This window comes from Microbacterium sp. NPDC077391, from assembly GCF_040686955.1.
Lineage (GTDB): Bacteria > Actinomycetota > Actinomycetes > Actinomycetales > Microbacteriaceae > Microbacterium > Microbacterium commune.
Genome location: NZ_JBFBMI010000001.1, coordinates 956,768 through 978,413, shown reverse-complemented (window position 1 = coordinate 978,413; position 21,646 = coordinate 956,768). Strand labels below are relative to the sequence as shown.

The following is a 21,646-nucleotide window of genomic DNA, read 5'->3' as shown; positions in this document are numbered from 1 at the left end:
CTCGACCGGCCGCTCACGGCGCGGGCGCCGTCACGAAGTCGATGAGCTCCTCGACCCGGCCTAGCAGTGCCGGCTCGAGGTCTCGGTAGGTGGTGACGCGCCCGAGAATCCGCTTCCAGGCGTGCGCGATGTCCGTCTGGTCGTCTGACGGCCAGCCGAAGGCACGGCAGATGCCCGTCTTCCAGTCGGTGCCGCGCGGGACCTCGGGCCAGGAGCGGATGCCCATGGCCGCCGGGGTCACGCACTGCCACACATCGATGTACGGGTGGCCCACGATCTTCAGGTGCCGACCGTGCGGGCCGCGCATGATCTGCTCGACGATGCGCGTCTCCTTCGAGCCGGAGACCAGGTGATCGACCAGCACGCCGTAGCGCCGGGTGGCGGACGGCGGCGATTCCGCGAGCAGCTCGTCCAGCAGGTCGAGGCCCCTCAGGTATTCGACGACGACGCCCTCCACTCGCAGATCCGCTCCCCAGACCTTCTCGACGAGCTCCGCGTCGTGACGCCCCTCGACGAGGATGCGGCTGGGCAGCGCCACCCTGGCCCGATCGTCGGCGACGGCGAAGGATCCGGATGCCGTGCGCCGAGGCGCCGACTGCTTCACCTTCGGAACGACGAGCTTCACCGGCTTGCCGTCGATCATGAACCCGCCGCCCAGCGGGAAGCTGCGCCGACGTCCCTTCCAGTCCTCGAGCTCGACCATGCCGGCCTCGACCCGGGTGACCGCGCCGCAGTAGCCGTCCTGTGCGACCTCGACGACGAGATCCCTCTCTGCCGCGACCTCGGTCGTCTTGGCGAAACCGCGCTGGCGCCACCCGCCGGCGAGCACGTCGGAACCGTACATGTCGTCCATGCCTCCCAGCGTATGCGTCTGCGCTGAGGGCGAACGGCGAACCCGCCGTGGATGCTGTCGCCTGTCGTGCCCAGTGCATAGACTCGTGCCATGGTGCACGCCTGCCGGCCGGAGGGAACTCTATGACGAATCGGTGGCGGACCGCGGCCGCGGTCCTGCTCGGTGTTCTGCTGGGGGCGCTGACGCTGAGCACGGCCTCCGCGACCGACCCGGGCGAGCTCGACGGGCAGATCACCGATCGCAGCGGCGTCATCTCCACCTCTGATCGAGCGGATGCCGAGGCCACCCTCGACAGGCTTCGCGACGAGGCCGGCATCGACCTCTTCTTCGTGATGGTCCCGCAGTACACCTCGCCCGCGGATCCTGCCGAGTGGACCACCCGAACGGCGAAGGGCAACGGCTTCAGCGACACCCAGTACCTCATCTCGGTGTCGACCGAGGGGCGCAACTACACGATGTACCGCCCGGACGCAGGGCAGATGAGCGTCGAGCAGCGCGATGAGATCCTCGCAGCGATGCGACCGGATCTGTCGAACAGCGACTTCAGCGGCGCCGTGGTCGCCGGCGCCGACAAGGCCTACGACATCTATGTGCTCGAGCCCCGGCGCGCGGCCGAGCAGCAGCAGCGCGCCGCCGAGACCGCCGCACGCGCAGCGGTCGTCGTCGGGATCGTCGTGGTGATCATCGTCGTGATCGTCGTCGCCCTGCTGCTCGTGCGCCGTGCCCGCAAGCGCGCCGCGGACAGGGCGGCGAAGCAGGCGCAGCTGGCCGAGTTCGGCAGGCAGGCGAACATCGCGCTGGTGCGCACCGACGACCTCGTGCGCACCAGCGAGCAGGAGATGGAGTACGCCAGGGCGCAGTTCGGCGACGAGGTGATCGGCCCCTTCCTGCTCGCTCTGCGGACGTCGCGCACCAACCTCGACGAGGCGTTCTCGCTGCAGCAGAAGCTGGACGACGAGATCCCCGACTCCGACGAGCAGCGCATCGAATGGAACCAGCGCATCCTGCAGCTGTGCTCGGATTCGACGCAGGTGCTGGAGGAGCGCAAGACCGAGTTCGACGAGCTGCGTGAGCTCGAGCAGAACGCTCCTGCCGCACTCGAGAACGTGCGCCGTCTGCGCGCGGCCGCCGGTGCGGAGATCGAACGCGCCGACCGCATCCTCGCCGACCTCGCCGCGGTCTACGCGCCCTCCGCGATCTCACCCGTCGTCGGCAACACAGCAGAGGCCCGCTCGCGGATGGCTTTCACCGACGAGCGCATCCGGGAGGCCGACGCGCTGATCGCTGCGGGCGAGACCGGCGACGCCGCGGTCGCCGTGCGCGCGGCAGAAGGCGCCGTGCAGCAGGCCACCCAGCTCGAGGACGCGATCGAGAAGCTGCAGAGCGACCTGCAGGCGGCGGACGAACGGGCCGGGGCGCTGGTGTCGGAGCTGAACGCCGACGTGCAGACCGCTCGTTCCCTCCCCGACCCCCAGGGCGGCATCGCTCAGGCCGTCGCGGCGACGCTCCAGGGCATCCAGCAGGCTCAGGCGATGCTGGCGCCCTCCGGACGCGACCCTCTCGACGCGCTGCGGGTGCTGGAGGCGGCGAACACGTCGATCGACGCGGTGATCCAGCACGGCCGCGACGAGCAGGCCAGGATCGCCCGGGCGGTGAGCATGCTCGGCGACGCGGTCCGGCGGGCGGAGGTGCAGATCTCCACCGCGGAGAGCTTCATCCTCAATCGTCGCGGATCGATCTCGTCGACCGCCCGCACCCGTCTCGCCGAAGCACAGGCGACGCTCGACCAGGCGAGATCGGTCGCTCGAGTCGATCCGGTCGGCGCGCTCGCACTCGCGCAGCGGGCGGATGCCCTGGCATCGGAGGCCATCCGGATCGCGCAGAGCGACTACTCGGGGTTCACCGGCGGCGGCGGTCGAGGCGGCGACACGCTCGGCGCGCTCCTCGGCGGCATCCTCATCGGCCAGGCCACCGGCGGCCACCACGGCGGCGGCTGGGGCGGGGGCTGGGGATCAGGAGGCGGCGGCTGGAGCTCAGGCGGCAGCGGCGGCGGCGGATTCTTCGGCGGCGGCGGCGGTGGCGGCGGCTTCTCGGTCGGCGGCTTCGGCGGCAGCTCCGGCAGCAGCGGCGGCGGCGGGGCGTTCTGACAGCTTCCCGAGTCCACCTCCTTCTACGACCAACGACCAACGACCACGACAACCTGAGAAAGCAAAGGAATGAACATGGCAAAGGAATCCATCTTCGGACGCATCTCGACCCTCCTCCGCGCGAACATCAACTCGCTCCTCGACCAGGCCGAGGATCCGCAGAAGATGATCGACCAGCTGGTGCGGGACTACAGCAACAACATCGCCGACGCCGAGTCCGCGATCGCCGAGACGATCGGCAACCTGCGACTGCTGGAACGCGACCACGAAGAGGATGTGCGTGCGGCGCGCGAGTGGGGCAACAAGGCCCTCGCCGCCAGCCGCAAGGCCGATGAGCTGCGTGCCGCGGGCAACACCACCGACGCGGACAAGTTCGACAGCCTCGCCAAGATCGCACTGCAGCGCCAGATCGGCGAGGAGCGCGACGCGCAGGCCGCCGAGCCGCAGATCGCCGCCCAGACCGAGATCGTCGAGAAGCTCAAGAGCGGGCTGAACGGCATGAAGGACAAGCTCGGGCAGCTCAAGACGAAGCGCAGCGAGCTGCTCGCCCGCGCGAAGGTCGCCGAAGCGCAGACGAAGGTGCAGGATGCCATCGGCTCGATCAACGTGCTCGACCCCACCAGCGAGCTCGGCCGCTTCGAAGACAAGATCCGCCGCCAGGAGGCCCTCGCACAGGGCAAGGCCGAGATCGCGGCCTCCTCGCTCGACGCGCAGTTCGAGAGCCTCGAAGACCTCGGCGAGCTGACCGAGGTCGAGGCCCGTCTGGCCGAGCTCAAGTCCGGCGGCACCCCGCGTGCCGCCCTCGAAGCAGAGTGATCACCGGGGTGGATGCCGCACACCGGCATCCACCCCGCCTTCTCCCCTCGGAGAGACCATGACCCGTTTCCTGATCGTCCCGCAGTGGCAGGGCTCGCCGTCGACCCGCGCCATGCTGCTCATCGACGGCGCCGCCGCGATCGCCGGCGACCTGCCGCGTCGCGACACGACCACGCTGGACGTGCCGCTCGAGGCCGGCGACTCGCTCGGCACCGGCATCCGTCGCCTCAGCGCTCTGCTGCGCACCCGCGAGCTCGTCGCAGAGCAGCTGGCCGCCACCGCCGAGCACACCGTGGTGGTCGGCGGTGACTGCAGCGTGAGCGCCTTCGCCCTGTCGGCGATCGACACCTCGGATCTCGCGGTGCTGTGGTGCGACGCGCACCCCGACCTGAACGATGCGCCGACGTCGCCGTCCGGCGCATTCGCCGGCATGGCGCTGCGGGCGGTGATGGGAGAGGGCGAGCCGCAGCTCGCCCTGTCGCCTGGCATCCCCGCCGAGCGCATCATCCTGCTCGGCGCTCGCTCCATCGACGACACCGAGCGGGATGCCCTCGACCGGGTCACCCTGCTCGACCCCGGAAGCCTGGGGGATCCGAGCGCCGTCTCCGCGGCGGTGCGCGCGACGGGTGCGCGGCGGGTGTGGGTGCACATCGACGTCGACGTGCTCGACCCCGCGGAGTTCGAAGGCGTATCCGAAGCCGCACCGTTCGGCGTGACTGCCGCCGATCTGGCCGCCGCGCTGCGGCGGCTGCGCGAGGAGGTGCCCATCGCCGGCGCGACCATCGCCGGTTTCGCACCGCGCAGTCCGGCCGACGCCGTGCTCGATCTCGGTGCGATCCTTCGTCTGATCGGCGCGGTGGCATGACGACCTCGTGGCGCGCCGACGCGGATCGGGCGCTCGAGCGCGGGCGTCGCATCGACCAGCTGCTGCCGAGCCTGCTGCTGGACTCGCCGATCAGCGGTCTCGGCTACGCCTGGGGCACCGCCGTCGGGTGGGTGTGGGGTTCGCTGTGGAGCACGGGACGGGTGCAGCGCAGGGAGGGGCTCTGGGTGTTCCGCGGCCTGCCGGCCTGGGCGTTCGCGCGAGGCGGCGTCTGCGTGGGCGGATGCTTCCTCACCGGCGACCGCGACCCGTCGGACGCGGTGCTCAGGCACGAGGCCGTGCACAAGCGTCAGTGGCGCCGATACGGGTTCCTGATGCCCGTGCTCTACCTGCTCGCAGGGCGCAACCCGCTTCGCAACAGGTTCGAGATCGAAGCGGGCCTCGAGGACGGCGGCTACGTTCCGCGTGCGCGCGGGACAGGTCAGTCGGAGAAGAGACCGTAGCGCGACGGGGCGTGGATCGCCTCCGCGGGCACGTCGCGGACATTCGTCAGGTGGTCGACGATGTCGACGGTGCTCAGCCAGCCGCCGAGCAGGATGACCTCGGTGCGAAGGCCGGCACCGGATTCGTCGCAGAGCATCTCGTCCGCCCACGCGATCGCGGCGCGACGGAGGGCCTCCCCTGTCGCGCGCGGCCGGGCACCTCTGCGGGTGCGCGCGAGCCAGGTCACGGTCATCCGCGGCGGCGCCGTGATCACACCGATGTCAGAGGCCTCGGGCACCTCGATGAAGACGCGTCCGACCGCGCACATCGGCAGCGTGGCGAGGGCGAGCTCGAGGTCGGCAAGCGAGTACTCATCTGCCGTGATCAGGTGCTGGACCTGCGGTCGACGGGATGCCCGGCGTGCGGCGCGGCTGCCTGCGTGCGTCTGCGTGGTGCCCATGATGGATTCACTTTACCACCGATGTAGGGTTGCCTAACCTCAGTCCACGAACGGTCACTCGAGAAGAGCATTCGCGAGCGCGTGCAGCTCGTCGTCGCTCATACCCGCATCGCGGAGATAGGCGGCCGCAGATCCGTAGCGCTCGTCGATCTCGTTAAGCAGCGCGGCCATCACGGGAGCGGGCGACTCGGTCGCGAGCTGCACGGCATTCGTCGCGTCCGGCAGGTGCGCCCGCAGGTACTGCACGACCGCCCGGTTCCGCTCGCGAGGCAGCAGGGAGGCCGTGAGCGCGTAGTCGGCGATCACGGCATCCCGATCTGCACCGACCGCACTGAGCGCCAGGGCGACGGTCACGCCGGTGCGATCCTTGCCGACGGTGCAGTGCACGAGCGTCGGCTCACCGGCGGCGATGACGCGCACCGCGTCGACGAGCCGGGGCGCGGACTCGTCGATCAGGTGACGGTACATCGCGGCGAGGTCCATGTTCAGCGCGAAGAACGATCCGACCGATCCGAGGAACAGCGGGATGCGGGTGACAGGCACCCCGGCGAGCGCAGACGGCTCGCGCTCGACCTCGGCGTCGTCCCTGAGATCCACGACATGTCGCACACGCTGCGCGAGCACCTCCCGACCGTCAGCCGTGAGGTGTGCGAGGTGGCCGGAGCGCAGAAGCATTCCGGAGCGCACCTGCGAGGAGCCGGCGACGATGCCGCCGACGTCGCGGAGGTTCGCCACGCCGCCCACCTCGAGCGCACTCATGTGCGCACTCCGGTCAGGGGCATTCTCATCCCTCCAGCCTACGCGCGGCGCGCACGGGCGACGGAAACCGCCCGAATGCAATCCGCCCAGTTAAATTCGCTCAGAATGAGCAATCAGCAGTCTGATGAAGACCTAAGTGATGCACAATGATCCGGCATTTCTCCGAGGCGGCGCCGCAAGAGCAGAATATGGCCGTGGTCCAAGACACCAGCGAGTTCCGCTATCTGCCCGCCCAGGCGCAGACCCTCGGCACCGACGTGCCCCACGCCGAGCGTATCGCGATCACCCTTCCCGACGGACGGGTTCTCAGCGCTCTGCGATTCGGCCTCGGCGACCCCGAGGTGACGCTGCTGCACGGCGCCGGCCTGAACGCGCACACCTGGGACGCGGTCGCGCTGCTGCTCGGCCGCCCGGCGATCGCGATCGATCTCGCCGGTCACGGCGACTCGTCGTGGCGCGACGACCTCGACTACTCCCCCGCCGTGCTCGCCGACGACGTGGCTCACGCTCTCGCTCACTGGGCACCGCGCCCGCAGATCCTCGTCGGCCACTCGCTGGGCGGGCTCACCGCCCAGGTGGTGGCAGCCCGGCATCCGGAGCGGGTGCGCGAGCTGGTGCTGGTCGACATCGTCCCCGGCCTCGACACCGATGCGGCGCCGGCGGTGCTGCGCGACTTCTACGCGGTCACCGACTTCGCCTCGCGCGACGAGGCGGTCGACCGCGCTCAGGCGTTCGGCTTCGGCGGCAGCCGAGCCGACACCGAACGCGGGGTCTTCTTCAACACGCGTGTGCGCGATGACGGTCGCGTGGAGTGGAAGCATCACTTCTCGCGGATCATCGCATCGGCGTTCGACTCGCTGAAGAATGAGCAGGCGGCATCCGGTGGCGCGCGGTGGACGCAGCTCGCCGCCGTCGCCGCCCCCGTCACCCTCGTGCGCGGTGAGCGCGGCTTCCTGGGCGACGCCGATGTCGCCGCCTTCCGGAAGCACCTTCCCGCAGCCGCCGTCATCACCGTGGACGCCGGACACAACGTCCAGGAGACGGCCCCCGATTCACTCGCCGCCATCGTGACCGGCGCTCTGACCAGCGAGACGCGCTGACCGCGCCCCGCACCACTTCGAGAGGACGACCCTTGTCTGCTTCCCCCACCAGGCGCACCGCCGGATCGGCCGCGCTCGGCCTCCTCGCCGCCGGCGTCTTCGCGCTCAGCGCCTGCACGCCGGCCGCCGAGCCGACGCCGACGGCCTCCGCTCCGGCCGACCCCGACGCGACCCTCACCGTCGGACTCGTGCTCGAGCCGACCAACCTCGACATCCGGCACACCAGCGGCGCCGCCCTCGAGCAGGTGCTCGTGGACAACATCTACGAGGGGCTCGTCACCCGCACGCAGGAGAACGACATCGAGGAGCGCCTGGCGAGCGCGTACGAGGTGTCGGCCGACGGGCTGACCTACGATTTCACCCTCAACGAGGGCGTCACCTTCCACGACGGCACCCCGCTCACCTCGGCCGACGTGGTCGCCTCGTACGAGACGGTCAGGACGGATGCCAGTGTGCAGGGCAACGCCGAGTTCGCCGGCGTCGCCTCGATCGAGGCTCCCGACGCGCAGACGGTGAGGATCACCCTCACGCAGCCCGACCAGAACTTCCTCTTCACCCTCACCGGCCCCGCCGGTCTCGTGTTCAAGAACGGCGACACGACCGATCTGAAGAACGACGAGAACGGCACGGGGCCGTTCATGCTCGATCGCTGGGCCAAGGGCAGCGCCATCACCTTCGACAGGTACGACGAGTACTGGGGAGACAAGGCGACGATCGGCGAAGTCGTGTTCGAGTACATCCCGGACTTCACCGCCGGGGTCAATGCGGCACTGGACGGCACGCTCGACGTGCTCACCGCCGTCGACCCGAACCTCGTCTCGCAGCTCGAGGACACCGGCGACTTCACGATCACGACCGGTCGCACCACCGACAAGGCGACCCTCGCCTTCAACAACCGCAAGGCCCCCCTCGATGACGTGAGGGTGCGCGAGGCGCTGCGCCTCGCCGTCGACCACGAGGCGCTGGTCGAGGCGATCGGCGCCGGCCAGACGCTCTACGGGCCGATCCCCGAGCTCGACCCGGGGTACGAGGACCTCAGCGACGTGGCACCCTACGATCCCGCGCGGGCGAAGACGCTTCTGAAGGAGGCGGGTCACGAGAAGCTCGACCTCACCCTCACCATCCCGTCGTTCTACGGCACGACGGCTGCTCAGGTGCTCGTGTCCGACTACGCGAAGGTGGGCGTGTCGCTCGAGGTGAAGCGCGTCGAATTCCCGACGTGGCTCGAGGACGTGTACACGAACCACGACTACGAGCTCAGCTTCGTGCTGCACGTGGAGCCGCGTGACTTCGTGAACTTCGCCAATCCCGACTACTACTTCGGATACGACGACGCCGAGGTGCAGAAGCTGTACGCGCAGTCGCAGACGGAGACCGACCCGAAGAAGTCCGCGGAGCTGCTGAAGAAGGCTGCGCGCATCGTCTCGGAGGACCACGCGGCCGACTGGCTGTACAACGGCGCCACGCTCACCGCGCACACCGCCGCCGTGTCGGGCTTCCCGACCGACTCGATCAACTCGCGCATCGACCTCGCCGGCGTGACGAAGTCCGCGGAGTGATCCGCTACGCGCTCACTCGGGGGGTCCTGCTGATCGCAGGGCTCCTCGTGTCGAGCGCGATCATCTTCCTCACCCTGCGGGTGTTCCCCGGGGATGTCGCGCAGCTCATCGCGGGCACTCAGGCCGACCCGCAGACCGTCGAGGCGCTGCGCGAATCCCTCGGCCTGAACAAGCCGCTGCTCGCGCAGTACAGCGACTGGATCGCGGGCATCCTGCGCGGCGATCTCGGCGTCTCGCAGCTCAGCGGCGCCTCGGTCGGGGCCGAGCTCGTCGAGAAGTCGCGCGTGACCATCCCCCTCGGCCTGATGGCCCTGTCGATCGCCCTGCTCATCGCGGTGCCGTTCGGCGTGGCATCCGCCCTGCTGCGCGGGCGGGCGGGCGGAACCGCCCTCAGCTTCGCGGCACAGGCGCTCGCCGCCGTTCCCGTGATCTGGGCCGGGATGATGCTGGTCGTCGTCTTCGCACACGGGCTCGACTGGCTGCCCGCGCAGGGCTTCCCCCGCTCCGGATGGGCCACGCCCGCCCAGGCCTTCCAGTCGCTGCTGCTTCCCGCGCTCACGATCGGCATCGTCGAGGGCGCGATGCTCATGCGCTTCGTGCGCAGCGCCACCCTGCAGGCTGCCGGACAGGACTTCGTGCGCACCGCGGCGGCGAAGGGGCTCACCCGCCGTCAGGCGCTCATCCGCCACGGCCTGCCCGCCGTTGGCCTGTCGATCGTCACCGTGCTCGGGGTGCAGGTCGCCGGGATCGTGGTGGGCTCGGTCGTCATCGAGCAGCTGTTCACGCTGCCCGGCATCGGCCGGATGCTCGTAGCCGACGTCGGCACCCGCGACCTGGTCAAGGTGCAGAGCGAGCTGCTGGTGCTCACCGGGTTCGTGCTGATCATCGGGTTCGTCGTCGATCTCGTGCACCGTGCGGTCGATCCGAGACAGAGAGCGGAGGAGAGCTGATGCCCCGCTGGCTGCGTACGCTGCTGTCGTCGTGGACGGGCAGGTTCGCCGTGCTCGTCGTGAGCGCGATCGCGCTGACCGCGGCCGTCTCGGTGTTCTGGACGCCGTTCGACCCGATGCTCTCCGACGTGCGCGGGCGCTGGGCGCCGCCCGGCTGGCCGCACCTGCTCGGCACCGACGGCACCGGCCGGGACATCCTCAGCCTGATCATGGCGGGCGCCCGCACGACGGCCTTCGTCGCCGTCGGGGCAGGGATCGTCGCCACCCTCGTCGGCGTGTCGCTGGCCGCCCTCGGGGCGCTGACGGCGAGGTGGCTGCGCGAGAGCATCGCGGTGCTGGTCGACATCCTCATCGCCTTCCCCGTGCTGATGATCGCGATGATGATCTCGGCCGTCTGGGGCGGGTCGCTGTGGGTTGTCGTCTTCGCGGTGGGGATCGGGTTCGGCGTGAGCATCGCCCGCGTCACCCGCCCCGAGCTGCGGCGCGTGCAGCAGAGCGATTTCGTGCTCGCGGGCCGGGCATCCGGACTCAGCGCCGGCCAGAATCTGCTGCACCACCTGCTGCCGAACATCGCGCCGGTGTTCATCGTGCAGCTGTCGTGGTCGATGGCGGTCGCCGTGCTCGCCGAGGCGGGACTGTCGTACCTCGGATTCGGCGCGTCGCTCACCGAGGCGTCCTGGGGCACGCTGCTGGCCGATCTGCAGCGCTACATCGGCGTGCATCCGCTCACCGTCGTCTGGCCGGGCCTGGCCATCACCCTCACCGTGCTGGGTCTGAACCTGCTCGGCGACGCGCTGCGCGAGGCGACCGACCCAACGCTCTCACGCCGCTCGGCGCAGCTGCACGTCCCGGAGGTGGTGGCATGACTCTCGAGGTCGAATCGCTGGTCGTCGAGCTCGACGGCAGACGCGTGGTCGACGGCGTCTCGTTCACGGTCGCCGACGGCCGGCGGCTCGGACTGATCGGCGAGTCCGGCTCGGGCAAGTCGGTGACCGCGCTGGCGATCCTCGGGCTGCTGCCCGAGGATGCGCGGGTCAGCGGCAGCATCCGCTGGGACGGCGTCGAGCTGGTCGGGATGCCCGACCGCGATCTCGCCCGCCTGCGCGGCGACGAGATCGGCATGGTCTTCCAGGAGCCGCGCACCGCCCTCAACCCGATCCGCACGGTGGGCAGGCAGATCGCCGAGTCCGTGCGCATCCACGAGAGGATCGGCCGACGTGAGGCGCGCGAGCGTGCCGTCGCCGAAGCGGCCCGGGTGCAGCTGCCCGACCCGGCGTCGATCGTCGACCGGTACCCCCATCAGCTGTCCGGCGGTCAGCGGCAGCGGGTGGCCATCGCGATGGCGCTGGCCTGCCGCCCGCGGCTGCTCATCGCCGACGAGCCCACCACGGCCCTGGACGTGACCATCCAGGCCGAGGTGCTCAAGCTGCTGCTCGGCCTCGTCACCGACCAGGGCATGTCGCTCGTGTTCATCACCCACGACCTCGCCGTGCTCTCCCAGGTCGCGACCGACGCCGTCGTGCTCGAGCACGGTCGGGTCGTCGAGCAGGCGCCCATCTCGACGCTGCTCCGCTCGCCGGCGTCGCCGGTGACCCAGGCGCTGCTGCGCGACGCGACGGCGACGCTGTGGCGAGCGGATGCCCGCGACGAGGAGCCGGGATCATGAGCTCGCCCGCGCACGCCGACCGCGGACTCATCGTCGCCGAGGGTCTCAGCCGCAGCTTTCGGGTGCGACGGCGCACGATGTTCGACCGGCCGCGTACGAGCATCGCCCTGCACCCGACCGATCTCGAGGTCGCCGAGGGCGAATCGCTCGGACTCATCGGCGAATCCGGCTCCGGCAAGTCGACTCTCGTGCGCCTGCTGCTCGCTCTCGACCGTCCGTCGACCGGTCGGGTGCGGGTCGCCGGACGCGACGTCGACGCCTCGGCGAGCGCCAGGTCGCTGCACTGGCTGCGCCGGGACACGGGGCTGGTGTTCCAGGACCCGTACGCATCGCTAGATCCGCGCATGAGCGTCGGGCGGATCATCGGAGAGCCGCTCTGGGCACTCGACATCGCCGGCGACCATCGTGCGCGGGTTCGGGACGTTCTCGTGCAGGTCGGGCTCGACGCCGACATGGCAGACCGGCATCCGCACGAGTTCTCCGGCGGGCAGCGCCAGCGCATCGCCCTGGCACGGTCGATCGTGCACCGACCGCGGATCCTCGTCGGCGACGAGCCGATGTCGGCGCTCGATGTCACCGTGCGCGCGCAGATCCTCGCCCTGCTCTCCCGGCTGCGCGTCGAGGAGGGCCTGACGATGATCACGGTCTCGCACGACATCGGACTCGTGCAGCACCTGAGCGACACCGTCGCGGTCATGAAGGACGGCCGCATCGTGGAACGCGGGACGGTGTCCGCGGTGCTGCAGCACCCGGCGCAGGAGTACACGAAGCGCCTGCTCGCGGCCGTGCCGGTCATCCCGTCGGTGTGACCGGGCCCTTCCCGGCGGCCCGCCCCGTCCGGGAGGTCCGGCTGCGAGTGCACGCGTCGTCTACAGCGCCTTCTGCAGGAAGAGCACGCCCAGCCGCTCCCCGAACTTCTCCCCCACCTCCGTGAGGCGCCCTGCGTCGACGAAGCCCGCCTTGCGGTGCAGTGCGGTCGACGCCTCGGCTCCGCGGTCGGCGATCACGGCGATGACCTGGCGCAGCCCGGCATCCCGGCATCGGTCGAGGAAGACGGCCAGCAGCGCCCAGCCCACTCCCCGGCCGGCCGCCGAGGGCGCGAGATAGATGGAATTCTCGATCGTGAAGCGGTAGGCGGACTTCGCCGACCAGGGAACTCCGAGCGCGTACCCGAGCAGCTCCCCCTCCGCCGTCTCGGCGACGAGGAACGGGATGCCCGCGTCGGCGATCCGGGCGGCCTTGCCCTCCCAGTCGGCGACAGTCGACTCGACCTCATCGAAGGTCACCGTCGACGAGCGCACGTAGTGGTTGTAGATGTCGCGGATCGCCGGCAGATCGGCATCCGCGACCGGACGCACCCGCAGCTCGCTCACGCCTCCCCCGTCACACGCCAGTCGACGGGTCGGGCGCCCAGGGATTCCAGCAGCGCATTCGCTCGGGAGAACGGTCGGGAGCCGAAGAAGCCCCGGCGCGCCGACAGCGGCGACGGATGCGCGGACTCGACCGTGGGCGTCTGTCCGAGCAGCGGCTTCAGCGCCGCGGCATCCTTCCCCCACAGCACCGCGACCAGGGGCTGCTCGCGGGCGACGAGCGCGCGGATCGCGTGCTCTGTCACCTTCTCCCATCCCCACCCGCGGTGGGATGCCGGTGCGCCGGGGCGCACGGTGAGCACGCGGTTCAGCAGCAGCACGCCCTGGTCGCTCCACGCCGTGAGGTCTCCGTGCGGCGGCGGAGTCAGGCCGAGGTCGTCGGCGCGCTCCCGGTAGATGTTGGCGAGGCTGCGCGGCAGCGGGCGCACGTCGCGGTCGACGGCGAACGACAGGCCGATCGGGTGACCGGGGGTCGGATACGGGTCCTGTCCGGTGATCAGCACCCGCACATCGGCCAGCGGGCGCTGGAAGGCGCGCAGCACGTCGTCCCCTGACGGCAGATAGCCGCGTCCCGCTGCCTGCTCGGCTCGCAACCGGTCGCCCAGCTCGGCGATGAGCGGCTGCACGGGCTCGAGAGCCTGTGCCCAGCCGGGGTCGATCGAGCCGTCCTCGGCGAGCTCGGCGAGCGTGCGGCGCATCAGTCGTCGGTGCGCACGTGCAGCGTGCCGCGTGCCAGCAGATGCTGCGCGGCCTGTGCCAGCGGGCGCATCGTGACCAGATCGAGGTTCACCCGCCGCGGCGCGTTCAGCGCGTAGGCGATGAGCTCGGCGACGTCATCCGCGATCAGCGGCTCGGCGACCCCGTCGTAGACCGATTCTGCTGCAGCGACGTCTCCGCCCAGGCGGTTGAGCGCGAACTCCTCGGTGTGCACCATGCCCGGCGCGACCTCGACCACCCGGATCGGCTCGCCGTGCAGCTCCTGGCGCAGCACCTTCACGAGCATCGACTCCGCCGCCTTGGCTGCGTTGTACCCACCGCCGCCCGGGTACGCGCTCTGCGCGGCCGTCGAGGTCACGAACACCGTGTCGGCGTGGCCGTCGGCGGCCGCGGCCCGGCGCAGCAGCGGAAGCAGGCCCGCCACGAGCCGCTGCGTCGTGAGCACGTTGGCGTCGTACATCCACTGCCAGTCGTCGATGGAACCCTGCTCGACGCTGTCGGTGCCTCGAGCGCCGCCGGCCACCTGCACGAGCGCGTGCACGGGACCGGTGCGGTCGAGCTCGGCGACGAGCGCGGCGACGGCATCCGGATCGGTCAGATCGCACGCGATGGTCGATGCGCCGGTCTCGGCTGCCAGCCGCGCAAGGCGCTTCGGCCGCCGCGCGACACCCACGACCTCCCACCCCTGCGCGCGCAGCACGCGCACGGTCGCCTCTCCGATACCCGAGCTGGCTCCGGTCACCACGGCACGTCTGATCACCATGTCCCCCACCGTATGCGCAACCACGGCCATATCCCGTCATCGCGCTGTGTTACGTAACATTTCCCGTCGGTTGTCGGCCGGCGCGCGGCTTCGTAGTGTCGCTTCCAGGCATCCAGCCGAACGACCCCACGACCCGAACCCTGGGAGCACGTCATGACCGCAGCCGAGAACTGGCGCTTCGAGACCAAGCAGATCCACTCGGGCGCCGCGCCCGACCCGGTCACCAAAGCGCGTGCGACGCCGATCTACCAGACCACCTCGTACGTGTTCGACAACGCCGACCACGCCGCGAACCTGTTCGCGCTGGCCGAGTTCGGCAACATCTACACCCGCATCCAGAACCCGACGCAGGATGTGCTCGAGCAGCGCCTCGCGGCGCTCGAGGGCGGCACCGGAGCCCTCGTGCTCTCGAGCGGCCAGGCGGCATCGACGTTCGCGATCCTGAACATCGCGGAGGCCGGCGACCACTTCGTGGCATCCAGCGCCATCTACGGCGGCACGTACAACCTCTTCAAGTACACCCTCGCCAAGCTGGGCGTCGAGGTCACCTTCGTCGAGAACCAGGACGACCTCGACGAGTGGCGCGCCGCCGTGCGTCCGAACACCAAGCTGTTCTTCGCCGAGACGATCGGCAACCCGAAGATCAACGTGCTCGACATCCGCGGCGTCGCCGACGTCGCCCACGAGCACGACGTGCCGCTGATCGTCGACAACACGATCGCCACCCCGTACCTCATCCGCCCGTTCGAGCACGGCGCCGACATCGTGACGCACTCGGTCACCAAGTTCCTCGGCGGCCACGGCACCACCATCGGCGGCGCGATCATCGACGGCGGCACCTTCGCGTGGTCGCAGCACGTCGACAAGTTCCCCGGCCTCACCGAGCCCGACCCCTCGTACCACGGCGCGTCGTACACGACCGCGGTCGGCCACGGGCTCGCGTACATCATCAAGGCCCGCGTGCAGCTGCTGCGCGACCTCGGATCGGCGATCTCGCCGCAGAGCGCGTGGAACCTCATCCAGGGCATCGAGACCCTGTCGCTGCGCATCGAGCGCCACGTGCAGAACGCCCAGGAGATCGCCGAGTGGCTCGAGAACCACGACGACGTCGCCTCGGTGAACTACTCGGGTCTGCCCTCGTCGCCCTGGTACGCGAAGGCCAACGAGTACGCCCCCAAGGGCGTCGGCGCGGTGCTGTCGTTCGAGCTGAAGGGCGGTGTCGAGGCCGGTCGCGAGTTCGTGAACAGCCTGAGCCTGTTCAGCCACCTCGCCAACATCGGCGACGTGCGCTCGCTCGTCATCCACCCCGCGTCGACCACGCACTCGCAGCTGTCGCCCGAGCAGCAGCTCTCGGCCGGCGTCACCCCCGGCCTGGTGCGCCTCTCGGTGGGCATCGAGAACATCGACGACCTCAAGGCCGACCTCGACAGCGCGCTGAGCGCCGCGCGTCGCGTCGCGGAGGCCGCTCGCGCCTGAGTCTCTCCGCTGCGCACACGGATGCCCCGGACCGTTCGGTCCGGGGCATCCGTGCGTGGCAGCGAACCGCCCACCCGTAACCTGCCGCGGGCCGACAGGCGCACAGGTGAGAATGGACGCATGGACTGGCAGACGACCTCAGAGGACACGGTGCCGTCGGCTCCGGTGACCGAGGCCGATGTGCGTCTGCTCCGCGCGCGACCCCCGGCGACCGGCGCCTGGCGCGACGGCGACCCCGCGGGCGGGCGACGGTTCACGTTCCTCGGCGACTTCCGCACCGAGAACGGTCAGCTGCTGCCCGCCACCCGCCTGGCGTGGGAGAGCTGGGGCGAGCTGAACGAGGCGGGCGACAACGCCGTCCTGATCCTGCACGCCCTCACCGGCGACAGCCACGCGCGCGGCCCGGCCGGCGCCGGTCACCCCACCGCCGGATGGTGGGAGGACATCGTGGGCCCCGGGTCGGCGATCGACACCGACCGGTGGTTCGTCCTCGCCCCGAACATGCTGGGCGGATGCCAGGGCTCGACGGGACCGGCGAGCATCGCCCCGGACGGTCGGGAATGGGCATCCCGCTTCCCGTATCTCACCATCCGCGACCAGGTCTCGGCGCAGATCGGCCTCGCCGACGCCCTCGGCATCGAACGCTGGGCGGCCGTGATCGGCGGCTCGATGGGCGGCATGCATGCGCTGGAGTGGGCGGTGATGCAGCCCGAGCGCGTCGAGCGCCTGGCGGTGCTCTCCTCTCCCCCGGTGACCACCGCAGACCAGCTGGCCCTGAACTTCGTGCAGCTGGAGACCGTGCGGATGGATCCGCGTTTCGCCGGCGGCGAGTACTACGACGCCGCCCTCGGCGAGGGCCCGCACCGCGGCCTCGCGCTGGCGCGGCGGATGGCGCTGCTGAACTACCGCAGCCCCATCGAGCTGAACCAGCGGTTCCAGCGCTCCTGGCAGTCGGATGTGTCGCCTCTCGGACGCGGCGGACGCTTCGCGGTCGAGTCGTACCTGGACTTCCACGGCAACAAGTTCACCCGCCGCTTCGACGCGAACAGCTACATCACCGTCGTCGAGGCGATGAACTCGCATGACATCGGCCGCGACCGCGGTGGGGTCGAGCAGGCGCTGCACACGGTCACCGCGCGCACCCTCGTGCTGGGCATCGACACCGACCGCCTGTTCCCCGTCGACGGACAGCAGCGCATCGCGCGCAGCATCCCGAACCTCATCGACGACGAGGCCGTCGTGCTCACCAGCGACTTCGGACACGACGGCTTCCTCATCGAGACGGACCCGGTCGGCGCGCACCTGGAGCGTCTGCTCGCGTCGTGACCCGACCCGGAACGCCAGTCAGTCGCGTTCGTAGACCCAGGGCAGGTCGCTCATGGTCAGCCGGTGCCGCGCCCCCGGAGCACCCGGCTCGTCCGGATGCTCCTCATCCCCCGCCCACAGAGCACGCATCCCGCGCTCGAGCCGCTGCATCCGCGTCTCGTAGCGCGCGACAGCGCTGACCGCCGCCCAGGCGTCGTTCACGGTGGGGTGCTCCCGCAGCGCATGCAGCGTGACCCATGTCGGCGGGAAGAGCGTGAGCTCCCCCGTCGCGTGCCGCTCGAACGCGCGAGCGGGCGTCATCCAGACCGCCTCCTCGATCTCGCCCGGGTTCGGTCGCAGCCGCTCCCCACTCTCTCGAGCGAGGAAGAACCAGGTGCGGAACCGCACCGGCGTCTCGGCCGGCGGCACCCAGCGGGAGAGAGTCACCAGATCGCGGATGCCGATGCCGGCCTCCTCGCGGGTCTCGCGCACGGCCGCGCGCAGCGCCGCACCCTCCTCGCCGCCGCCCTCCCGCTCGTCATCGGGGTCGACGCGCCCGCCGGGGAAGACCCAGGCGCCGGGGAACGACCCGGTGGCGGGGCGGCGCAGCAGCAGCACCTCCAGACCGTCCGCACCGTCGCGCAGGACGACGGCCGTGCCGGCGACGCGCATCGTGGCATCCATGCCGGAAACTCTAGTGCTCGCGCCCCGCCGCCACCGCCACCGGTGCGGACGACTGCGCCCGGTAGGCGAGCAGCACGATCCCGAGCCCGAGCGCGGCGAGCACCGCCCCCACCCACTCCGGTGCGGTGAAGCCGAAGCCGAGCGAGATCGCCGCACCGCCCAGGAACGCCCCCAGGCTGTTTCCGATGTTCAACGCGGAGTGGTTCAGCGCCGCCGCGATCGACTGGTTGTCGCCGGCGACATCCATCAGGCGGGTCTGGATCGCCGGACTCAGCACCGCCGCGATCGCGCCGACGAGCGTGGCGGTGATGATCAGCGCGACCACCGAGAACGCCAGCAGGGCGAGCAGCACGAGCACCGCGGCGAGCGCGGCGAGGCCCCAGACCAGGGTGCGACGCAGGTCGCGGTCGGCCAGGCGCCCGCCCGCCAGGTTGCCGACGGTCATCCCCACCCCGACCAGCACCAGGGTCACCGGAACGACCCACTGCGGAGCGCCGGCGACCTCGGTCACCAGCGGGGAGATGTAGCTGTACACGGCGAAGAATCCGCCGAAGCCGATCGCCCCCATCCCGAGTGTCAGCCAGACCTGCGGGACCCGGAACACGCTCAGCTCCGAGCGCAGCGTCCGGCCGGGGTCTCCCGGGTGCGGGGGCACGAACAGCGCGATGCACACCGCCGCGAGGGCGAACACGCCGGTCACCACGAGGAACGCGGTGCGCCAGCCCCACTGCTGCCCCAGATAGGTGCCCACCGGCACGCCGACGACATTCGCGACGGTCAGTCCGGTGAGGATGAACGCGACGCCCTGGGCGCGCTTGCCGGGGCCGAGCACGTCGGCCGCGACGAGCGCGCCGATGCCGAAGTACGCCCCGTGCGGCAGCCCGGCCAGCAGTCTCGAGGCGCCGACCAGCCCGAAGCCCGGCAGCACCACGGTGAGCGCGTTGCCGAGGGTCAGCGCGATCGCGAGCACCAGCATCACCCGGTGCCGCGAGAAGCGCGCCACGGCTCCGGCGATGGTGGGCGCGCCGATCACGACGCCGACCGCGTACAGCGAGATGAGCACACCGCTCTGACCGATCGCCTGCTCGCTGCTCACCGCCCAGAGGTCGGGCAGCAGGTCTTCGGCGATCTCGGGCAGCAGGCCCATCATGACGAATTCGGTCATGCCGATGCCGAAGCTGCCGACGGCGAGGGAGAGGAGCGCCCTCATCGCCGCCCCCCTCGAGAGATTCGAGGGAGTCACCCGCCCATGTTACCGGCCGGTCGCCTCAGGATCGGCCGATGCGTCGATGGCCCTCTCGAGGCGCTCGATCTTGGCATCCAGCTCGCCGCTGTAGCCGGGACGGATGTCGGCCTTGAGCACGAGCGAGACGCGGGATCCGAACGGCATCACGGCCTCGGTGGCCCTCTTGACCACGTCCATCACCGAGTCCCAGTCGGGTCCTTCGATCTCCGTGAACATGCTGGTGGTGCGGTGCGCGAGACCGGACTCGCGCACCACCTGCACCGCGGCCGCGACGGCGTCGTGCACCGAGTCACCCGATCGGGCGTCGCCGGAAGGGGCGACGGAGAATGCGACGAGCATGGTTCCTCCTGTTGTTGCGTGGTCGAACACGTCAGCGACGCGCGGTTGGCGTCTGCAGCACCGCACGCACGGCCACGATGAGCGTCACCACGAGCATGGCATTGCGAACGCTCAGCAGCAGCACCGGCACGGGGTGCGCGGCGAGCAGGCCGTCGTAGGTGAGCGGGTAGATGCAGAACGTCAGGGCGCACAGCAGCAGCACGAGGGCGGTCGCCGTGTGCGCGCGCTGGCGGTCGAAGACGATCCACAGCATCGCGGGAGCGATGAGCCAGGTGGTGAACTGCGGCGAGCCCACCCTGTTGGTGACGATCAGTGCGGCGATGAGGGCGAGCGCGAGCGGGGGAAGCAGGCGCGGCCACGCGGCACCTCGACGGGCGCGAAGAGCCCCGAGCGCCAGGATGCCGATCACCGCGACCACCATCGCCGGCGTCGTCGCGGCGGCGACGGCGGCCGCCCCCGTCGCCTCGATCTGGAACGTGAGGATGTCGAAGCTGTACTCGATGCGCGCCTCGCCGGCGACCGCCGCCCAGAGGAAGGGCGTCGCGGCGACCGCCTCGATCTGCAGCCCCCGGCCGGTCTGGGCGGTGATGAATCCGAGCAGCCGCTCGCCGGCCCCCAGGGTCAGCAGTGCCGCGGCGATGGCGGCGGAGACCGCGACCGCGGTGACCGCGAGCTGCAGACCGCGCCGGCCGGCGGCGATCGCCGCGACCAGCAGCGCACCAGGCCAGATCTTGATCCACGCGCCGACGGCGAGGGCGGCCGCACCCAGACGCGGGTGCGAGACCAGCCACAGTCCCCCCGCCAGGGCGAGCGGCACGGTGATCGCATCGATCCGGTACATCGCGATCGGGCCGAGCAGCAGCATCGCGGCGACCCAGAACCACGCGGCCGAGCGACGGCCGGAACCTCCGCCGCGAAGCAGCACGACGAGACCCAGCGCGTCGCACGCGGTCACCAGCAGCGCCCAGCCCACCAGATACGCCCCCGGCGCCCCCAGCAGCGGGACGAACGGCAGCGCGGGCAGATGGGCGGCCAGCATCGGCAGCAGCGCCAGCTGCGGGTACACCCAGCTCTCGGTGATGCCCACGATCGCGTCGCCGTCGAGCGCGGCCTGCGACCACGGCTGGTAGACGAGCACCACATCTCCCATGGGCTGGCTCGGCAGCAGCCATCCGGCCGCCGCGACCCCCGCGTGCACGAGGAGGAACGCCGCCCACACCGCCCAGGGTCGCGACGTCACCTCTGCGGCCCCGGTGTCATGACAGCAGCTCGCCGATGGCGCCGGGCAGCGCTTCGGCGACGTCGAGCGCGACGATCGGATGCCCGGCCGCCCGACCCCCTGCCGATGATCCGCCCGCGACTCCGGATGCCCGTGCCGCCGCGCGCCCGTGCAGCCAGACGGCAGCCGCCGCCGACACCGCCAGGGTGCGGGCGGGATCGGCGGCGATGAGCGCGCCGATGACACCGCCCAGCACATCGCCGGAACCGGCGGTGGAGAGCCACGCCGGGGCGTCGCCGATGACGATCGGCTCGCCGTCGGGACCGGCGATCACGGTCCGGGAGCCCTTGAGCAGCACGGTCGCACCGAGCCGCGATGCCGTCTCGACCACCCCCGCGACGCGGGCGTCCTCGGTGGCGAGGTCGACGTCCTCGAGTCCGAGCCCGGCGCGCAGCCGCCGGAACTCGCCGGCGTGCGGTGTGAGCACCATCGGGGCGGTCGCGTGTGCAGCCAGATCCAGCGCGCCCGCGTCGACGACCACCGCGACATCACCGCGCAGGATCTCCTCGAGCGCCGTGCGCTCGTGCTCGTCGCGGTGCTCGGCGTCCGTCCCGGAGCCGATCACCCATGCGCCCACCCGCGTCCGTCCGGCCTCATCCCTGGCGACGGTCTCGGGCCGCCGGGCCAGCACGGCATCGCGCGCGCCGCCGGTGTACAGCACGTACCCCGCCCCGGCCCGCCAGGCCGCCTCGACCCCGAGCACGGCGGCGCCGGGGTACGACGCGGAGCCGGTGCGCAGGCCCACCACACCGCGCGAGTACTTGTCGTCGTCAGCGGTCGGCACGCGCAGCAGCTCGCTGGTGTCGGCTCTGGTCCACTCCCGCAGCATGAACACCACGGTAGCGCGCCCT

23 protein-coding genes are annotated in these 21,646 nt (G+C 71.0%); 12 read left to right on the top strand and 11 right to left on the bottom strand.

All coding sequences use genetic code 11. From position 1 onward, the window contains the following. Positions 1–13 precede the first annotated feature (13 nt). A complete protein-coding gene (locus AB0O65_RS04445; RefSeq protein ID WP_313477939.1) occupies positions 14–853 on the bottom strand; it encodes a DUF3097 domain-containing protein in 840 nt (279 codons plus the stop codon). Between the two features lie 122 nt (positions 854–975). On the opposite strand from AB0O65_RS04445, the gene AB0O65_RS04440 reads away from it, so the two are divergent. The 4 genes from AB0O65_RS04440 to AB0O65_RS04425 all read left to right on the top strand — a co-directional run bounded on the left by AB0O65_RS04440 (position 976) and on the right by AB0O65_RS04425 (position 5,142). Then, positions 976–3,000 carry a TPM domain-containing protein gene (locus AB0O65_RS04440; protein WP_363383329.1) on the top strand — a complete coding sequence of 675 codons (2,025 nt, stop codon included), beginning with the start codon at positions 976–978 and terminating at the stop codon, positions 2,998–3,000. Positions 3,001–3,075: 75 nt separating this feature from the next. Beyond that, the gene (locus tag AB0O65_RS04435) at positions 3,076–3,816 is read left to right on the top strand and encodes a PspA/IM30 family protein (protein ID WP_071641524.1); all 741 of its coding nucleotides are present in this window, start codon (positions 3,076–3,078) and stop codon (positions 3,814–3,816) included. Between the two features lie 58 nt (positions 3,817–3,874). After that, a complete protein-coding gene (locus tag AB0O65_RS04430) occupies positions 3,875–4,681 on the top strand; it encodes an arginase family protein (protein ID WP_313477933.1) in 807 nt (268 codons plus the stop codon). Then, the gene (locus tag AB0O65_RS04425; RefSeq protein ID WP_363383326.1) at positions 4,678–5,142 is read left to right on the top strand and encodes a Fe-S oxidoreductase; all 465 of its coding nucleotides are present in this window, start codon (positions 4,678–4,680) and stop codon (positions 5,140–5,142) included. The genes AB0O65_RS04430 and AB0O65_RS04425 overlap by 4 nt, the downstream gene beginning before the upstream one ends. Here AB0O65_RS04425 and AB0O65_RS04420 read toward each other — a convergent pair. Together AB0O65_RS04420 and AB0O65_RS04415 are read right to left on the bottom strand one after the other, a co-directional pair. Then, positions 5,121–5,582, bottom strand: a complete 462-nt coding sequence (locus AB0O65_RS04420) for an SIP domain-containing protein (RefSeq protein WP_071641401.1) — start codon at positions 5,580–5,582, stop codon at positions 5,121–5,123. The two genes, AB0O65_RS04425 and AB0O65_RS04420, sit on opposite strands and share 22 nt — an antisense overlap. 54 nt (positions 5,583–5,636) lie before the next feature. Beyond that, complete coding sequence (locus AB0O65_RS04415) at positions 5,637–6,341, bottom strand: tyrosine-protein phosphatase (RefSeq protein WP_313477929.1); 705 nt, start codon at positions 6,339–6,341, stop codon at positions 5,637–5,639. 188 nt (positions 6,342–6,529) lie between these two features. Here AB0O65_RS04415 and AB0O65_RS04410 point away from each other — a divergent pair, with 188 nt between their 5' ends. The 6 genes from AB0O65_RS04410 to AB0O65_RS04385 are packed head-to-tail and all read left to right on the top strand — an operon-like array spanning position 6,530 to position 12,425. Next, entirely contained in the window at positions 6,530–7,441 is a 912-nt protein-coding gene (locus AB0O65_RS04410; protein WP_363383324.1) for an alpha/beta hydrolase, read from the top strand. A gap of 32 nt (positions 7,442–7,473) precedes the next feature. Then, on the top strand, positions 7,474–9,000 hold the full coding sequence (locus tag AB0O65_RS04405; protein WP_363383322.1) for an ABC transporter substrate-binding protein: 1,527 nt from the start codon (positions 7,474–7,476) through the stop codon (positions 8,998–9,000). Continuing rightward, a complete protein-coding gene (locus AB0O65_RS04400; RefSeq protein WP_071641408.1) occupies positions 8,997–9,950 on the top strand; it encodes an ABC transporter permease in 954 nt (317 codons plus the stop codon). The genes AB0O65_RS04405 and AB0O65_RS04400 overlap by 4 nt, the downstream gene beginning before the upstream one ends. Then, the gene (locus AB0O65_RS04395; protein ID WP_191711799.1) at positions 9,950–10,816 is read left to right on the top strand and encodes an ABC transporter permease; all 867 of its coding nucleotides are present in this window, start codon (positions 9,950–9,952) and stop codon (positions 10,814–10,816) included. Before AB0O65_RS04400 ends, AB0O65_RS04395 begins: the two co-directional genes overlap by 1 nt. After that, entirely contained in the window at positions 10,813–11,616 is an 804-nt protein-coding gene (locus AB0O65_RS04390) for an ABC transporter ATP-binding protein (RefSeq protein WP_071641412.1), read from the top strand. The genes AB0O65_RS04395 and AB0O65_RS04390 overlap by 4 nt, the downstream gene beginning before the upstream one ends. Beyond that, positions 11,613–12,425, top strand: coding sequence for an ABC transporter ATP-binding protein (locus AB0O65_RS04385; protein WP_313477920.1), 813 nt, complete (start codon positions 11,613–11,615; stop codon positions 12,423–12,425). Before AB0O65_RS04390 ends, AB0O65_RS04385 begins: the two co-directional genes overlap by 4 nt. Before the next feature lie 60 nt (positions 12,426–12,485). On the opposite strand, the gene AB0O65_RS04380 is transcribed toward AB0O65_RS04385, so the two are convergent. The 3 genes from AB0O65_RS04380 to AB0O65_RS04370 are packed head-to-tail and all read right to left on the bottom strand — an operon-like array spanning position 12,486 to position 14,466. Beyond that, a complete protein-coding gene (locus tag AB0O65_RS04380) occupies positions 12,486–12,989 on the bottom strand; it encodes a GNAT family N-acetyltransferase (protein ID WP_071641414.1) in 504 nt (167 codons plus the stop codon). Next, a complete protein-coding gene (locus AB0O65_RS04375) occupies positions 12,986–13,684 on the bottom strand; it encodes a uracil-DNA glycosylase (protein WP_191711801.1) in 699 nt (232 codons plus the stop codon). Before AB0O65_RS04375 ends, AB0O65_RS04380 begins: the two co-directional genes overlap by 4 nt. Then, a complete protein-coding gene (locus AB0O65_RS04370) occupies positions 13,684–14,466 on the bottom strand; it encodes an SDR family oxidoreductase (RefSeq protein WP_177243790.1) in 783 nt (260 codons plus the stop codon). Before AB0O65_RS04370 ends, AB0O65_RS04375 begins: the two co-directional genes overlap by 1 nt. A 153-nt stretch (positions 14,467–14,619) precedes the next feature. Between AB0O65_RS04370 and AB0O65_RS04365 the strand changes: the two genes are divergently transcribed. Continuing rightward, complete coding sequence (locus AB0O65_RS04365) at positions 14,620–15,942, top strand: bifunctional o-acetylhomoserine/o-acetylserine sulfhydrylase (RefSeq protein WP_363383318.1); 1,323 nt, start codon at positions 14,620–14,622, stop codon at positions 15,940–15,942. 120 nt (positions 15,943–16,062) lie between these two features. Further along, complete coding sequence (locus tag AB0O65_RS04360; RefSeq protein WP_363383316.1) at positions 16,063–17,268, top strand: homoserine O-acetyltransferase; 1,206 nt, start codon at positions 16,063–16,065, stop codon at positions 17,266–17,268. 18 nt (positions 17,269–17,286) lie between these two features. Here the strand turns inward: AB0O65_RS04360 and AB0O65_RS04355 are convergent, their stop codons facing one another. The 5 genes from AB0O65_RS04355 to AB0O65_RS04335 are packed head-to-tail and all read right to left on the bottom strand — an operon-like array spanning position 17,287 to position 21,624. After that, on the bottom strand, positions 17,287–17,931 hold the full coding sequence (locus tag AB0O65_RS04355; protein WP_071641424.1) for an NUDIX domain-containing protein: 645 nt from the start codon (positions 17,929–17,931) through the stop codon (positions 17,287–17,289). A 10-nt stretch (positions 17,932–17,941) separates the two neighbouring features. Further along, entirely contained in the window at positions 17,942–19,141 is a 1,200-nt protein-coding gene (locus AB0O65_RS04350) for an MFS transporter (protein WP_363383313.1), read from the bottom strand. A 42-nt stretch (positions 19,142–19,183) separates the two neighbouring features. Next, complete coding sequence (locus AB0O65_RS04345) at positions 19,184–19,516, bottom strand: thiamine-binding protein (RefSeq protein ID WP_191711806.1); 333 nt, start codon at positions 19,514–19,516, stop codon at positions 19,184–19,186. Between the two features lie 31 nt (positions 19,517–19,547). Continuing rightward, complete coding sequence (locus AB0O65_RS04340) at positions 19,548–20,756, bottom strand: hypothetical protein (protein WP_363383311.1); 1,209 nt, start codon at positions 20,754–20,756, stop codon at positions 19,548–19,550. A gap of 16 nt (positions 20,757–20,772) precedes the next feature. Beyond that, positions 20,773–21,624, bottom strand: a complete 852-nt coding sequence (locus AB0O65_RS04335) for an ADP/ATP-dependent (S)-NAD(P)H-hydrate dehydratase (protein WP_071641530.1) — start codon at positions 21,622–21,624, stop codon at positions 20,773–20,775. Between the last annotated feature and the right edge of the window lie 22 nt (positions 21,625–21,646).

Excerpts from the sequence above, each read along its gene's own strand:
- AB0O65_RS04445 (WP_313477939.1), bottom strand. The coding sequence starts at position 853 with ATGGACGACATGTACGGTTCCGACGTGCTCGCCGGCGGGTGGCGCCAG.
- AB0O65_RS04440 (WP_363383329.1), top strand. The coding sequence starts at position 976 with ATGACGAATCGGTGGCGGACCGCGGCCGCGGTCCTGCTCGGTGTTCTG.
- AB0O65_RS04435 (WP_071641524.1), top strand. The coding sequence starts at position 3,076 with ATGGCAAAGGAATCCATCTTCGGACGCATCTCGACCCTCCTCCGCGCG.
- AB0O65_RS04430 (WP_313477933.1), top strand. The coding sequence starts at position 3,875 with ATGACCCGTTTCCTGATCGTCCCGCAGTGGCAGGGCTCGCCGTCGACC.
- AB0O65_RS04425 (WP_363383326.1), top strand. The coding sequence starts at position 4,678 with ATGACGACCTCGTGGCGCGCCGACGCGGATCGGGCGCTCGAGCGCGGG.
- AB0O65_RS04420 (WP_071641401.1), bottom strand. The coding sequence starts at position 5,582 with ATGGGCACCACGCAGACGCACGCAGGCAGCCGCGCCGCACGCCGGGCA.
- AB0O65_RS04415 (WP_313477929.1), bottom strand. The coding sequence starts at position 6,341 with ATGAGTGCGCTCGAGGTGGGCGGCGTGGCGAACCTCCGCGACGTCGGC.
- AB0O65_RS04410 (WP_363383324.1), top strand. The coding sequence starts at position 6,530 with ATGGCCGTGGTCCAAGACACCAGCGAGTTCCGCTATCTGCCCGCCCAG.
- AB0O65_RS04395 (WP_191711799.1), top strand. The coding sequence starts at position 9,950 with ATGCCCCGCTGGCTGCGTACGCTGCTGTCGTCGTGGACGGGCAGGTTC.
- AB0O65_RS04390 (WP_071641412.1), top strand. The coding sequence starts at position 10,813 with ATGACTCTCGAGGTCGAATCGCTGGTCGTCGAGCTCGACGGCAGACGC.
- AB0O65_RS04385 (WP_313477920.1), top strand. The coding sequence starts at position 11,613 with ATGAGCTCGCCCGCGCACGCCGACCGCGGACTCATCGTCGCCGAGGGT.
- AB0O65_RS04375 (WP_191711801.1), bottom strand. The coding sequence starts at position 13,684 with ATGCGCCGCACGCTCGCCGAGCTCGCCGAGGACGGCTCGATCGACCCC.
- AB0O65_RS04370 (WP_177243790.1), bottom strand. The coding sequence starts at position 14,466 with ATGGTGATCAGACGTGCCGTGGTGACCGGAGCCAGCTCGGGTATCGGA.
- AB0O65_RS04365 (WP_363383318.1), top strand. The coding sequence starts at position 14,620 with ATGACCGCAGCCGAGAACTGGCGCTTCGAGACCAAGCAGATCCACTCG.
- AB0O65_RS04360 (WP_363383316.1), top strand. The coding sequence starts at position 16,063 with ATGGACTGGCAGACGACCTCAGAGGACACGGTGCCGTCGGCTCCGGTG.
- AB0O65_RS04355 (WP_071641424.1), bottom strand. The coding sequence starts at position 17,931 with ATGGATGCCACGATGCGCGTCGCCGGCACGGCCGTCGTCCTGCGCGAC.
- AB0O65_RS04350 (WP_363383313.1), bottom strand. The coding sequence starts at position 19,141 with ATGAGGGCGCTCCTCTCCCTCGCCGTCGGCAGCTTCGGCATCGGCATG.
- AB0O65_RS04345 (WP_191711806.1), bottom strand. The coding sequence starts at position 19,516 with ATGCTCGTCGCATTCTCCGTCGCCCCTTCCGGCGACGCCCGATCGGGT.
- AB0O65_RS04335 (WP_071641530.1), bottom strand. The coding sequence starts at position 21,624 with ATGCTGCGGGAGTGGACCAGAGCCGACACCAGCGAGCTGCTGCGCGTG.